Origin of the sequence: Catellatospora chokoriensis (assembly GCF_011297315.1) — a bacterium.
Lineage (GTDB): Bacteria > Actinomycetota > Actinomycetes > Mycobacteriales > Micromonosporaceae > Catellatospora > Catellatospora citrea.
Genome location: NZ_JAAOTI010000007.1, coordinates 68,794 through 82,675, shown reverse-complemented (window position 1 = coordinate 82,675; position 13,882 = coordinate 68,794). Strand labels below are relative to the sequence as shown.

At 72.3% G+C, this 13,882-nt stretch carries 9 protein-coding genes; 4 read left to right on the top strand and 5 right to left on the bottom strand.

Going from position 1 to position 13,882, the window contains the following annotated elements; genetic code table 11:
- Positions 1-97: 97 nt before the first annotated feature.
- Positions 98-979, bottom strand: a complete 882-nt coding sequence (locus HAV39_RS12695; RefSeq protein WP_191839401.1) for an oxidoreductase — start codon at positions 977-979, stop codon at positions 98-100.
- A 199-nt stretch (positions 980-1,178) separates the two neighbouring features.
- Between HAV39_RS12695 and HAV39_RS12690 the strand changes: the two genes are divergently transcribed.
- Together HAV39_RS12690 and HAV39_RS12685 are read left to right on the top strand one after the other, a co-directional pair.
- Positions 1,179-2,351: a cytochrome P450 gene (locus HAV39_RS12690; protein WP_191839400.1), complete on the top strand. Its 1,173-nt coding sequence runs from the start codon at positions 1,179-1,181 to the stop codon at positions 2,349-2,351.
- A gap of 38 nt (positions 2,352-2,389) precedes the next feature.
- Positions 2,390-2,818: a GNAT family N-acetyltransferase gene (locus tag HAV39_RS12685; RefSeq protein WP_191839399.1), complete on the top strand. Its 429-nt coding sequence runs from the start codon at positions 2,390-2,392 to the stop codon at positions 2,816-2,818.
- Positions 2,819-2,870: 52 nt separating this feature from the next.
- On the opposite strand, the gene HAV39_RS12680 is transcribed toward HAV39_RS12685, so the two are convergent.
- The 3 genes from HAV39_RS12680 to HAV39_RS12670 all read right to left on the bottom strand — a co-directional run bounded on the left by HAV39_RS12680 (position 2,871) and on the right by HAV39_RS12670 (position 9,271).
- Positions 2,871-3,494: a class I SAM-dependent methyltransferase gene (locus HAV39_RS12680; RefSeq protein ID WP_239120337.1), complete on the bottom strand. Its 624-nt coding sequence runs from the start codon at positions 3,492-3,494 to the stop codon at positions 2,871-2,873.
- Positions 3,495-3,558: 64 nt separating this feature from the next.
- A complete protein-coding gene (locus HAV39_RS12675; RefSeq protein WP_203736122.1) occupies positions 3,559-4,479 on the bottom strand; it encodes an SMP-30/gluconolactonase/LRE family protein in 921 nt (306 codons plus the stop codon).
- Between the two features lie 115 nt (positions 4,480-4,594).
- Positions 4,595-9,271 carry a HEAT repeat domain-containing protein gene (locus HAV39_RS12670; RefSeq protein ID WP_191839397.1) on the bottom strand — a complete coding sequence of 1,559 codons (4,677 nt, stop codon included), beginning with the start codon at positions 9,269-9,271 and terminating at the stop codon, positions 4,595-4,597.
- Positions 9,272-9,490: 219 nt separating this feature from the next.
- Here HAV39_RS12670 and HAV39_RS12665 point away from each other — a divergent pair, with 219 nt between their 5' ends.
- Complete coding sequence (locus HAV39_RS12665) at positions 9,491-10,117, top strand: P-loop nucleotide/nucleoside kinase family protein (protein WP_191839396.1); 627 nt, start codon at positions 9,491-9,493, stop codon at positions 10,115-10,117.
- Between the two features lie 144 nt (positions 10,118-10,261).
- Here HAV39_RS12665 and HAV39_RS12660 read toward each other — a convergent pair whose 3' ends face one another.
- A complete protein-coding gene (locus HAV39_RS12660; protein WP_239120339.1) occupies positions 10,262-11,515 on the bottom strand; it encodes a vanadium-dependent haloperoxidase in 1,254 nt (417 codons plus the stop codon).
- A gap of 417 nt (positions 11,516-11,932) precedes the next feature.
- On the opposite strand from HAV39_RS12660, the gene HAV39_RS12655 reads away from it, so the two are divergent.
- Entirely contained in the window at positions 11,933-13,864 is a 1,932-nt protein-coding gene (locus tag HAV39_RS12655; protein ID WP_203736123.1) for a potassium transporter Kup, read from the top strand.
- Positions 13,865-13,882 lie beyond the last annotated feature (18 nt).

The following is a 13,882-nucleotide window of genomic DNA, read 5'->3' as shown; positions in this document are numbered from 1 at the left end:
CGCACGACCGTTCGCGGGTCTCTCTTCCTCGCCGCCGACGAGTTCAGGCCGGCCGCCCCGCTGAACCGCCGCACCGAGGCGGAGTCGGCTCGTGCGGTCAGGTGCCCAGCTCGGGTCCCGGTGCCGGGTCCGCCGATCGGGCACGGCGGGCGGCGATGTCGCCCAGCGCGGTGAACAGCGCCACCACGAGCCGGTCGAAGACGCGGTCCGGCAGCAGCCAGCGGGCGAGCACCGCGGCCCGTGCGCCACGCCCCACCGCGTAGCGGGCACGCGGCCGCCGCACCGTCGCGGCCCGCCCGATCGCCCTCGCGACGACCGAGGGAGGCGAGATGTGGTCCGGTTCCGACATCAGTGTCAACGCGTAGCGGCGGGCGTGCTCGTCGTACGGCCCGCCGCCCGAGGTGGCGAGCAGCCGCTCCCCCGCCACCCGCGGGAACTCGGTCGCGATGCCGCCGGGCTGGATCACGACCACGTCGATCCCGAGCGGCTTGAGCTCCACCCGCAGGCAGTCGCTCAGCCCTTCCAGCGCGTACTTGGTCGAGTGGTACCAGCTGCCCAGTGGCTGGTACAGCTTCGCGCCCACCGAGGAGACGTTGATGATGCGGCCCGACCCCTGCGCCCGCAGGTGAGGCAGGACGAGCTGGCAGAGTCTGGCCGCGCCGAACACGTTGACCTCAAACTGCCGCCGCGCCTCGTCCATCGGCACGTCCTCCAGCGCGCCGAACGATCCGTATCCGGCGTTGTTGACCAGCACGTCGAGGCGGCCCGACGCGGCGATGACCCGGTCGACCAGCGCCACCAGGGCGGCGTCGTCGGTGACGTCGACGGCGGCGGTGTGCATGCCCAGTGCGGCCAGCGGCGCCATCCGGTCCAGGCGGCGGGCCACCGCGTACACGGTGAAGCCCAGCTCGTGCAGCCGGCGCGCGGTGGCCGCGCCGATCCCCGCGGAGGCACCGGTCACGAGGGCGACCCTGCTCATCTGCTCCACCTCTTGGCGTCCGGACCGGCAGCGGCGCTCACGGTACAGCGGCAGTGCGGCCGGAGGCATGGGCCGATCCGTCGGGGTCGATTGCTACTCGGTCACCGCCCGCACCGTCACCACCGGTAGGGTGACCGTCGCTGTCGGGCATCTGTCGGTTCGCTACCGACCCACCGAAGACAGCGGCTGTAATCGATATATGATCCCGGCCGCCGAAAGTGCCTTCGCACAAAGGTCCAGCTCGCCCGCTGCGCTGGGGCGCAACCTCGCGGCTCTCGGGCAGCGGGAGCCGATCGTATTCGACGAGCTGATGAACGCGCCGCTGGTGCTGCGGCACCGGGACGTGAGCGCCGCGCTGCGCGACACCGCCACCTTCAGCACCCGGTTCTACGGGATGGGCCCGATGAGCGCGGCGATGATCGCGCTCGACGGGCCGCCGCACCACGGGCTCAGGCGCGTGCACAACCGCTTCTTCAGCGCCGCCGCGAGCGCGAAGTACGCCCAGGCGGTGGCGCCGATCGCCCAGCGCACCTTCGCGCCGCTCGCCGCGAAGGCCGAGGTGGAACTCGTCGAGGAGAGCATCGCCCGATACCCGATGGAGGTCTTCCTCGCCCTGCTCGGCGTCCCTGACGAGCTGGGCGACCAGGGCCTGGCCTGGGTGCGTGCGATCATCACGTGGCTGGGCTCGCCGATGGACGAGTCGGTGGCCGAGGCCGGCCGGCACGCGTACGCGCAGCTGAGTGACTACACGTCCACGCTGGTGCAGCAGGAGCGGCGCGACCGTGGCGACAACATGCTCGGTGAGATCATCAGGGCGTTCGAGGCCGAGGACGCCTACTCCGTCGAATCCGTGACGACCGCGGTGGTGAGCCTGCTGCTCGGCGGGTTCGAGACCACGATCCAGATGATGTCGGCCACGGTCTCCTCCCTGCTGCTCAACCCGGACGCGCTGGCCCGGGTGCGGGCCGACGGCAGCCTCGCCGAGCCCGCGATCGACGAGGCGTTCCGGTGGGCCAATCCGACCGCGGGGCTGTACCGCTTGGTGATGCGCGACGTCGAGGTGGCCGGGACCGCCCTGGCAGCCGGCAGCATGGTGTACCTGTGCATCGCGGGCGCGCACTTCGATCCGGAGGTCTACCCCGACCCCGAGGCGTTCCGGCTCGACCGGCGCGGCACCCACCTGGGCTTCGGTCTCGGCCCGCACTACTGCGTCGGCGCCCCGCTGGCTCGCATCGAAGTCACCGCGGCCCTCACCGCGCTGCTCGACGCCTGCCCCGGCCTGCGGCTGGACCCCGGCGCACAGCCCAGCTTCCACTACGGCGCCCGAGGATTCGTCCAGCACGGCACGGAGGCGCTACCCGTGCTGACCTGACCGCGGCGGCGGTCACGGGATTCCCTAGACTGCGCCGGATGATCGTGAGGAAGGCCGGCCTGGCGGACGTCGCGGTGCTCGCCGAGCTGCGTGGCATCGCATCGGACAACCTGCCGGCGTACGCCGACTGGGTGGCCGCCCACGCCGAGACGCACCTGCCGTTCGTGGCCGAGGTCGACGGGGCCGTGGTCGGCGTCGCCTGGCTGCACGTCGCGGAACGGGTGCCCGGAAACACCGCGCTCGACCGGCGGTACGGCGACGTCCAGTCCGTCGAGGTGCGCGAGCCGTACCGCAACCGCGGCATCGGCGGCGCGCTCATGGCCGCGATCCTGGACGAGGCCCGGACCCGGAACCTGCTGCACGTCGGCGTCCACTCCGGCCGCCGGGCGGTGGACTTCTACCTGCGCAACGGCTTCAGCCATCACCGTCAAATGCTGCTGTGGGAGCCGGCCCAGCAGGACGGCTGACGTCGGCCGCCGTCTGCTCGCCACCGACCGTGCCGCGCCGGTCCGGTTCAGTTCAGTTCACGTCCGTGCGGTGGATCGTGGCCAGCCAGCCCTGCGCGGTGTCCTTGACGGAGCTCATCTCCAGCACGGCGGGTGCGATGCGCGCCACCGTCCAGCCGTCGTCGAACACCGCCCGGATCTCGTCCTGGGTGACGCGGCGCGGACCCCAGTCGCCCGGCTCCCGCTCACTGAAGCAGAGCAGGTGGTAGGTGCTGCCGGGAACGACGGCGGCCCGGACGACCTGCCCGTAGGTGACGCGGTCGGCGTCGGACAGAGTGTGGAACAGCGCCGAGTCCAGCACGGTGTCCCAGCGCCCGTGCTCCGCCAGACGCAGGACGTCGCCGACGACGAAGGTCGCCGCCAGGCCCCGTGCGGCGGCCTTCGCCCTGGCCAGGCCGATCGCGGTCGGTGCGGCGTCGATCCCGGTCGCCGTGAGTCCGGCCGCCGCCGCCATCAGGGCGTGCTCGCCGGTGCCGCAGCCGACGTCGAGCACCCGGCCGTGCAGGCCGCCCGCGGCGGCCACCGCGGCGAGCGCCGGTTGCGGTCGTCCGATCTCCCACGGAGGTGTGCCGTCGTACATGGCGTCGAAGTCGTGGCGGGGCTCGCCCGGCGGCTGCGTGGCGCTGGTCTCGGTCACCTGTCGATGATCCCACCGGGAACCGTTTTCGGCCGCCTGGCAGGTCGCGCCACCGGCGACCGGCTCAGGGCAGTCTGACGTGTGCTATCGCCTTCGCATGAAGGCTGCCCAGCCATACCGTGCCGGCCTCCTCGCGCACCCCGGTGACCATCGAGAATCCCGGGGTGGCCGTCTGCAGGTCGTGGACCGTGCGTCCGGCGGCGTCGACGGCCTGGACCCAGACGGTGTCGGCGGGCTGCGGCAGCAACGCGTCGGGCAGCGCCCACAGCAGCCGCCGCAGGACCGGCGGCCGCGAAGCGAGCAGGTCGAGCGTGCGGTTGCGCGGCGACCCCATCGCGATCCAGATCAGCCCGTCGCTGCCGCGGGCGATGTTGTCCGGGAATCCGGGCAGGTTGTCCACGAGGACGTCGCGGTCGCCGCGCTGCGGGCCGGTCAGCCAGAGCCGGGTCAGCCGGTATGCGCCGGTCTCCGCTACGGCGACGAACGACTCGTCGGCGGCGAGGGCGACACCGTTGGCGAAGTGCAGGCCGGTGAGCGCCGTGGTGACCGTGCCGTCCGGGTCGCGGCGCAGCAGGCGTCCGGTGCCGGAGTGCTCGATGAGGTCGGCCTTCCAGTGTGCGAGGTCGAACCGGGCCGTCGAGTCGCTGAACCAGATGGTGCCGTCGGCGGCGATCGCGGCGTTGTTGCACACCCGCAGCGGCATGCCGTCAACGGGCGTGCCGGCCGGGACGAGGTCTTCGATCGTCCCGTCGCCCGGCCGCACGCGGAGCAGGCCGCGAGCGGCGTCGCAGACCACGAGGGCGCCCGCGTCGTCGACCTCGATGCCGAGCGGGCGACCGCCGGTCTCGGCGACGACCTCCACGAGGTCGTCACGGACCCGGAGGATCCGGCCGTCGGCGAGGCCGGTGTAGACAGCGCCGTCGGCGGCCACCACGACGTCCTCCGGTCCGATGCCGGGCAGCGGGTGAAGGACCGGCGGCGGCATCGGGGCTGCGCCGTGCGACTGGCGCGCACGAGCCGGTGTCGCGGGTGGCTGCCATACGATCGGCCTGATGGGGGGCTTCATGGGATGCTCAGCGTAGTCCTGGCCGGGCCGGGACTCAACCGCGCTCGATCGCCGTGATCCGGTCCGACCGCTCGTGCTCGGTGATCTGGTCGAGGATCGCGGTGTAGTGGTGCCGCCTGTCCGGTCGGGCGTGGCTGGCCGCCTGCCTGAGGGCCGGGGTCGCCGGCGGTCCGATCCGGACCAGAGCACTCGCGGCCGTCCTGCGGACCGCGATGTGGGGGTGCGCGAGCAGGCCGACGATCCCTGGGATCGACGGTTGGTACGCAGCGTGGCTGAGGGTGTCGATCGCCGACCGGACCACGTCGGGTTCGGGATCGTCGAGCAGCACCGCGGTGTGGCGCAGGTAGGTGGAACGGTCCAGGAGCTTGCGAGCGAGCCGCTGGCTGTGCAGGCGGATTCGAGGCTCGGCGTGGTGGAGCAGGTCGGCCAGCAGGTTCTCCAGTTCGGGGTCGGTGACCGGCCCGGCGCCGACCGGGCGCCCGTCCTCGTGAAGTTCGGCGAGGCGGGTGAGCGCGCGGCGAATCTGTTCGGTGTGGCCGGTGCGGATGAGCCGGAGCAGCTCCTCGCGTGACGGACCGGCTGCGGCAGGGTCGGTGGCCGGCTGCGGGCGTTCGCGCAGTGCCGCGAGCCGGGCCGCGTCGCTGTCGACGGCGTCGGGTCGCCGTAGCGGGCCGTCCACGAGGGTGAGCTTGTCGGCGAGGTCGTCGCGGCCTTCGGCGCGCAGCCGCCTGAGGGTGTCGGCCAGGGCCGGGGTCCGCAGTAGTGGCCATCCGGTGATCAGGTCGAGGAAACCCCAGGCTCCGGCGTCGAAACGGCCGCGGAGGCTTTCGGCGAGGACGTCGGCGAGTGCGGGAGCGCGGCGCAGCGCGCGTTCGACCGACGTACGTGTGGCGGGTTGCCCGTGCTCCCACCAGTCCAGCAGCAGTGGCAGTAGTCGGTGCAGGTCAGGCGGGTCGAGATGGAAAGCCACGCGGGCGACTCGTTCACGGACCGGCTCGGCGTCCGGGCTGCCGGTGATGGTTCGCAGCTCGGTTTCGTCGAGGCTGCCTAGGGCTCGGGCGAGGCGGGCATCGGTCGCGATGTCGGCGCGTCCGTGCAGGAACGCGCGGAGCACATCGCGGGCGGCTTCCGGTTCCGGCCAGGCTCGCAGCGCCGCGGCGGCGACATCGCGCCGGCTTGCGGTGGGCGCGTCGAGCATGGCGAGCAGGCGTTCCCGTTGCGCTGCCGAGCGTGGCTGGTCGAGATCGCCGTCGTGCGGTGTCCGTGCCGTGGGCGTGGTCCGGTGGGCGTCCTCGGTGATGGTCCAGGGCGGCCCGCCGACGGGTTGGAGGCTCCCCATCCAGTCGAGCATCGCGCCGCGGGTGTCCGGGTGCGCCGACGGGAAGGTGTCGATCAGGGCGTTGAGCCGGGCGCGTGACGGGACGGTGTGATCGTCGCGGTTGCGGAAGCCGTGGAGGGCGACCGGTGTGCCGACGGCGGCTTCGAGTCCGAGCCGCCAGGCATGGGCATGGGCGTCGTCGACGGTGGTGGTGACGGCGAAGGCGTCGCGCAGGGCCGCGGTCTCGGCGAGCCACGGGTCGGGACCGAGCCGGGCGCCGGCGAGCGCCTGCTCGACGTCGGCACGGGTCAGGACTGCTCCGCACCGGCGCAGCAGGGCCAGCGACGATCGTTGCCCGGTGGCGGGCGCGAGCGCGCGGAGCCGGGCGGCGAGGTCGAGCGCCTGGGCCGGGTGCAGGGTGGGCGCGACGGCTTCGAGCACCGCGATCAGGGCGTCCCGGTCGTCGCCTTCGGCGCCGGTGAGTGCGGCGGTCAGGGTCCGGGCTGCCCGGGCGAGATTGCTGATCTCGTCGGCCGACCAGGGCGCGGGGCAGAGCCGCAGGGCGAGTCGTAGCGTCGCCGGTCCGGCGAGCGCCTCGGTGGCGGCCAGATGGAGCCAGTCGGCGAGCATCGGGCGTAGCCGAACGAGCTGGCCGGCGCTCAGGTGCTCGGGCAGTGCTTCGTGTCTGTGCGCGATCCGCAGGGCGGTCTCGGTGTTCCAGCCGTCGCGCACCAGCGCGTCGACGTCCGCGTCGGACGGGCCGTCGGCGGCCGGCGCGGGGCGGGCGGGTGCGGCGATGCCGTGTGCCGCCAGCTGCTCCGTCAGGTCCTCGATCCTTCCGGCGGCGAGCCTGACCCGGCCCGCGGCGACCAGTGCCAGCAGCGCCGGCGCCACCGGTGAGCCCTGCTGCGCCAGTGCGTCGACAGCACGCGCCGAAAGCGTCCCGCCGAGCCCGTCGAGCAGCAGCCGGCGGGCCCGCTCGCCGTCGGCCTGCTCGGCTGCCGCGAGGACCGTGGCGGCGTACGCCGGACCGAGGATCGTCCGAAGTGCCTCGACGAGGGTGGCACGCAGGCCCGGATTGTCCTGGTGGCCGAGCCAGCGCAGCAGCTTCGGCACCGCGGCGGGCGCACCGGCGTGGATCAGGACCGCGGCGGCGGTCTTCTTGATGTTCATGGTCGGGTGGTCCAGGCAGGCCGCGATCGCCGGCGCGGCCCAGTGTGCCCGGATGTGGCCGAGGGCGAGCAGCGCCTGCCGGACGGTCGGCGCGTCTCGGGCCGCGGTCAGCGCGATCAGGCTCGCCGACAGCGCCTCGGCGTCGTCACCGGTGGCGTCGGCGGCCAGCAGCGCGATCACGTGCTTACGGACGTGGCGGTCCCGGTGGCGCAGCAGCCGGTGCACGCGAGCCCGGGTGCCCGCGTACGGGGCGCGTTGCAGCAGGTTGAGTAGGACGGCCTGCTCGCCACCGGACAGGCCGGGGCGGTCCAGCAGGTCCAGCACCGTGGTCGCGACGAGCACGTGGCCCGCCTCGTCGGCGTCGGCGGCCTCGCGCAGGCAGTACGGCCGTAGCTTGCCGCGGTCGTGGAGCCGGCCGCCGAGCGCGCGGATCGCGGTCACGACCGCGTCGGGCACGGCGGGTTCACCCGCGGGCGGCCCGTCCGTGCGACGGCCGTCGGCGGGTCGGGCGGGACTGCCGGGCTCCCACGACGCCGCGAGGTCCGCCACGATCCGCAGCAGGAGGTCGGCGACCGTCGGCAGGCCGGCGGCGTCGCCGTTGCGGGCCAGCGCGCGCAGCGCCGCCGCCGGGTCGTCGGCGTCGAAGTCGGCGGCCAGCAGCGCCAGTTCACGGGGGTCGGGTGCGCCGAGGTCGGTCGCGATCCGGCGGGGCACGTCGCGGGGGTCGAGCCGGGCCACGATCGCGGCTCGCCGGGCGGGCTCATCGGTGAGGTGCCAGAGCAGTTCCAGCGCACGATGGCGGACCGGACGCAGGTGGGGTGCGATGACACCTGCCGGGGCGTCGCCGCCCGGCGAGGTCAGGCCGAGCCATTCCTGCAGCGCGGCCACGGTCTGCTGACCGCCGACGGCCTCCAGGGCATGCAACGCCGCCGCCGGCGCCCTCGGCAGCGCGTCGAGCACCGCCGCTTCGGCCGGGGCGTGGCGCAGCGCACGGATCGCGGCCAGGAAGGGCTCCGGCCGCGACGCCACGGGCAGCACGCCGGCGATCGCATCGCCGACCGGCAGGTCGCCGCTTCCCTGCTGAGCGAGCGCGACCAGCAGCGCCAGCCGCCGCGGCCACGTCGGGTCGTCGGCGTCCTCGGCCACCAGCGCGTGGAACGCGTCGCGCCGACACGTGAACATGATCGTGGCGAGCTCGGCCGCGGCCACGGTGTGGTCGGCGAGCGCGAGGCCCACGATGGCCGCCGCGTCCTGCCCGGCCGGGAACAGGCCGCGCCGGTGCAGTGCCCGCAGGCAAACGGCCATGGAGCCGCCGAACAGCAGCGGGTCGGTGGCGGCCACCGAGGTCAGCTCGCCGATGTCGTCGCGTCCGGCCAGGTCGCCCAGTGCCTGCAGCGCGCGCTGCCGGGCCCGCGGTGGCGTCGCCTCGTCCGCGACCATCTCCCACAGGAGGTCACCGTGTCCGTGCCGGGTCGCGGCCGCGAGCGCGGCATCGAGCTGCGGCGACGGCGAACCGGCGGCCAGGTGCGGGCGCAGCTTCTCCGGTCGCAGCGCAGCGAGCGCGGCCCATGGCTCGGCTAGCTCACGCAGGGCGGCCGTGGCCAGACCGGTGGAGTCGAGCAGCCTGCCGAGGTGTTCGCGGGCTCGGGCCGGGGCCAGCAACGCGGCGTGCAGCCCTTCGCGAGCCAGCCGCAGCGCGGCGCCCTGGAGCACCTGGTCGCCGCTGGCGGCCAGTTCCCCGACCAGGTCGTCGAGCTGGTCGGGGTCGGCGGCGGCGATCCCGGCCACGGCCTGGTAGAGCAATTCGCCCGCCGGTTCGTGACGAACCGTCGCCGGCTGGTGGGAGATCTCCGCCCGCAGCCAGGCGATCTGCACCCCGATCGGCAGACCCGCCGCACGCCACTGCGGTCGGCGCTGCTGGGGGACGTGACGCCACAGCTGCTGATGGAGGCGGGCCAGCACCAACGCCGTCTCCGGCGGCCCGTCCAGGGTCGCCGGCAGCAGCCCGGCGAGCTCGGCCGACTCCGATTGCTCGATGCCGGGCCGGGCGATCCGTGCGCCCAGCCGGTCCAGGCCCAGATGCCGCAGTGCCGGGTCATCGTGGCGGACCAGAAGCTTCAAGACAGCCGGTGGGCAATCCTGCGCCCCGAGGTGCCCGGCGAGCCAGGCGAGGTCGGCACGCCGCACCGCGGCCCGTACCGGCTCGCTCACTGGTGTCATGCCGCCCGATGTTAGTGCGCCGCGTGATCGCGTCCAGTCCAGCCGACCTGAGGTGCCGAACAGCGCCGCGACGGACCTGCCCCCGCATTCCCAGGGAGACCCTCGGGCGGCACGGCACCACCGCTGACACCCTCTCCGTCGCTGACAGCGGGCAAGGAGGCAGGAAGAGGATCGCGGTCGAGGGCACCTGGAGATGATGCGATCGGGGAGAATCACGCGATGCACTATTGCCAGCGTTGCGAACCTGCGGTCGTTCTCGAACCGGCCGCAGCTGTCGCGGTCTGCTCGCGCTGCGGCTGGACCGAACCTGCCCGCCGCGAGCCGCTGTACGTCGTCACCGGGGCGTCCGGCTCCGGAAAGACGGCGATCTTCGCACCGCTGGCTGCCGCGCTGCCTGAATGCGTGGTCTTCGACGTGGATTGGCTGATCGATCCGCTGCAGCACAACGGGTCGGTCGACTGGGACGCTTTCCGCGATGCCTGGCTGAGTGTCGCGCACGGCATCGCGCAGGGAGGCCGCAGCACCGTCCTGCTGGGGCCGCTGATGCCGGAGCAGTTGGCGGACCTGCCGTCGCGGCGCTGGATCGGGCCGGCCCATTTCGCCGTCCTGGATTGCACGGATGAGCAGCGCCGCGCCCGGCTCCAAGCCAGGCCGTCATGGCGCGAGCATGCCGTCGGCGAGCATCTGGCCTTTGCCGCGCACCTGCGCCGCACCATCGGCACCGTGCTGCACACCGGAACGGACACGCCAGATCAGACCGCTCGACAGGTCGCCGCCTGGGTGAGAAGAACCGCAGCTCGCCGCGACGATCACGCAACGCCTCTGTCGGCCTCATCCAGCAGCTGAGCCGGGTGGGAGCGAGGATGGCAGGCGGCGTCCGGCGAGCCACCGGCCGTTCGGGCCGGCCCTGTAGCAGGGCCGGCACCACGACACGGCTCGCATCGACTTGACGAGTGGTTCCAGGGGGTTGGCGAGGAGTTACCCGTACCGTCACAGTGGCTTGAAGTAATCCCCGGCGGCCATGTAAGCGAAGACGGACAGTCCGATCCGCACGCCCTGGTTGTCAGCGGATCGGAAGTGGACACCACCCCAGATGCGCGCTTCGACGACCTCGGCCAGCGCCTTCGAGAAGCTCGTGAAGTGCCGGGTCGCGTTCGCGGCGGGACTGTACGCGCTGAAGGAGATGTTGTCCTTACGGTAGAAGAACGCCAGTGTTGCCATCGATGCGGAGGTGAAGCAGGTGTGGCCGGAGGTGTATTCGGGGAACGGAGGTGTCACGAGCAGCGGCATCCAGTCCGGATCACCCACGGTCGCCCGGTTGCCGTCGGTGTCGCCGAGTTGGACCGCTGTCACCGGCCGCCAGAAGTTCCAGTACTCCTTCTCGCTGTAGCAGGCGATGAGGGCATCGGCCTCGGTCATGTCCACCATGGCGAACATGCGCGCAGCCTGCAGCGCGTTCAGCCCTTGACTGACCGCGACCTGGCGTTTGATCTCCCATTCGGTGAGGCGCCGGTCATGCCACCAGATCGCGGCCGTCGTCTGGTCGGCGGTGCGTGCCGAACTGTCGACCGCGCCGAGCCGTTTCACCTCGTTGTAGTCCCGGGCGTAGGCGCTGCTGGTGAGCGCGGGCGGACCCGAGGTCCGGAACATGGACGCGCTGGGCAGGAGGAACGGTTTGACGTGCCCCGTCCAGGCGCCGGCCGACGCGAACGTCGGTGGCGTCGGGCGCCACTGACCAGGCTGGGTGCCCACCCGCCAGGTCTGCGACCCGAATGCGCCGTCATTGCGACGTGCCGCGATCATCGCGGCCGCGGTCTGCGCCCCCACCGACACGCCGCGCTGCTTCGCCGAGCCGTCGGGAATCGCAGCCAACGCGGCGTCGTATTGGGCCTGAAGCCGTGCCAGTTGAGCGGGGAACAAGGACACGAGCATCTCGTACGCGGCCGTCGCGACGGCCGCGTCGGTCGACTCCGTGCCGTCGGCGGCCGGTGCGCCCAGATACGGCCGGTACGGCGTGCCCGCGATCGCGTTCACCGCGTCGTAGACGGCCCCGTGCACCATCGCGAAGCTGCGCGCCTGCTCGTTCGGCTGCTGCTGCGCAACGTCCCAGATGGCCTGCTGGGCGTTGACGTCCCAGGCGATGACCGGATTGGCGGCGGCAGCCTGGGCGATCGGCGATCGGAGTGCCACCGTTGACGTGAGGATGACGGCTGTGGAAACGGCGATGCGCAGGAAGGTACGCATTGACATGGAATCCCCGTTCTGAACGTAACCTGCCACTCGTCACCCATCGAACCATTCCTCTCCGTGGATCACAATGGCCGACGTCGCCCGCCCGAGACGTTGCCCGCGACGGCAGGCTTCCGGACGCCGTTGCATCGCCGGATCGGCGTGTGTATCGAACCGGCGCCGTAGCCGCGGTCAGCGCCCGTTGAAGAACCAGGTCAGCAGGGCTCACCCGGCTCGATGGCGCGGGAATCCGAATCAGTCTCGGTGTGTCGCGCGGACACGAGGTGCGGGAACCGCCGGCGACCGGAGCGAGCCCGGCGGTCGACGTGACCGGCACCACGCCGCTGCTCACCGTGAACCTGCCGGCCCGCCGGACGGTATCGTCCCACGGTAGATCGATCATCGGCGCCGACAGCCGCAGGAGGAATACCCGTGACGAGCCGTCAGCAGGAGACGGGCCACGGCCCGGGTGCGCGGGACGTGGTGCGGCTCGCCGTCGTCGTGGGCGCACTGGGTGTGGTGTTCGGCGACATCGGCACCAGCCCGATCTACACCATGCAGACCGTTTTCAACCCCGCCGACCCGCACCCCGTGCCGGTCAGCGTGGACAACGTGTTCGGCGTCGCGTCCCTGATCTTCTGGTCCGTGATGATCATCGTGACGGTCACCTACGTCCTGCTCGCCATGCGCGTCGACAACCAGGGCGAGGGCGGCATCATGGCGCTCATCACGCTGCTGCGCCGGTGGAGTTCGAACGGGGGCCGCACCGCGGCCGTGCTCGCGGCGCTGGGCATCTTCGGCGCGGCGCTGTTCTTCGGCGACAGCATGATCACCCCGGCGATCTCGGTGCTGTCGGCGATCGAAGGCCTGGAGATCGTCAACCCCGATCTGGAGCCGGCGGTCGTCCCGATCACCGCCGTGATCATCGTGGCGCTGTTCATGGTGCAGCGCAGGGGCACCGCGGCGGTCGGCCGCGTGTTCGGTCCCGTCATGATCGCCTGGTTCCTGGTCATCGCGGTGCTCGGGATCGCCGGGATCACCCACCACCCCGACATCCTCAAGGCCCTGTCCCCCGCGTACGCCCTGAGCTTCCTGGCCGGCCACTTCGGCATCGCGTTCTTCGCGCTGGCCGCGATCGTGCTGTCGGTCACCGGTGCCGAGGCGCTCTACGCCGACATGGGCCACTTCGGCCGCCGCGCCATCACCCGTGGCTGGCTGGGCCTGGTCCTGCCCGCCTGCGTGCTCAGCTACGTCGGCCAGGGCGCGCTGATCCTCGAGGACCCCGCCAACATCAGCAGCCCGTTCTTCCTGCTCGCCCCCGGCTGGGCCCGGTTGCCGCTGGTCATCCTGGCCACCGCCGCGACCGTCATCGCCTCCCAGGCCGTGATCACCGGCGCGTACTCGGTCGCCTCCCAGGCCGCGCAGCTGGGCTACCTGCCGCGGCTGCGGATCGCGCACACCTCCGAGGCGACCATGGGCCAGATCTACGTCCCGTGGATCAACTGGCTGCTGATGACCTCGGTGCTGATCCTGGTGTTCGCGTTCCAGACCTCCGCGGCCCTGGCGTACGCGTTCGGCATGGCCGTCACCGGCACCATCACCATCACCACCCTGCTGTTCTTCTACGTCGCCCGCCTCAAGTGGGGCACCCCGCGCTGGCTGCTCGGCATCGGAGCGTTCCTCCTGCTCGGCGTCGACCTGCTGTTCGTCGCCGCCAACCTGACCAAGCTGGTGCACGGTGCCTGGCTGCCGCTGCTCATCGGCCTCACCGCCTTCACGATCATGACTACGTGGCAGCGCGGTCGTGCCATCGTCACCGCCGAACGCGCGCGCACCGAAGGAACCCTGCCCGAGTTCGTCGAGCAGCTGCGCGAGACGGCCGCCTCCACCGCGACGGTGCCCGGCACTGCGGTGTTCCTCAACCGCGGCAAGCAGACCGCACCGCTGGCCCTGCGCGCCAACCTCGAGCACAACCACGTCCGGCATGAGCACGTCGTCATCATGTCGATCGAAACCGACACCGTGCCCCGCGTGCCCGCCGACGAACGCATCACCGTCGACGACCTCGGCTACACCGACGACGGCATCACCCACGTCACCGCACGGTTCGGATACATGGACAACCCGGACGTGCCCGCCGCACTGCACACCCTGGACCCGGCGCTCACCGAGGGACAGCTGGATCTCGACAACGCGTCGTACTTCCTGTCGACGATCGAACTGCGGCGCGGCCCGGCGCCGACGATGGCGTCATGGCGCAAGCGGCTGTTCATCGCCACCTCGTACATCACCGCCGACGCGGCCGCGCACTTCGACCTGCCGCGCGACCGCACCATCATCATGGGCTCGCACATCGACGTGTAGGACATGGCACGGCCGGCC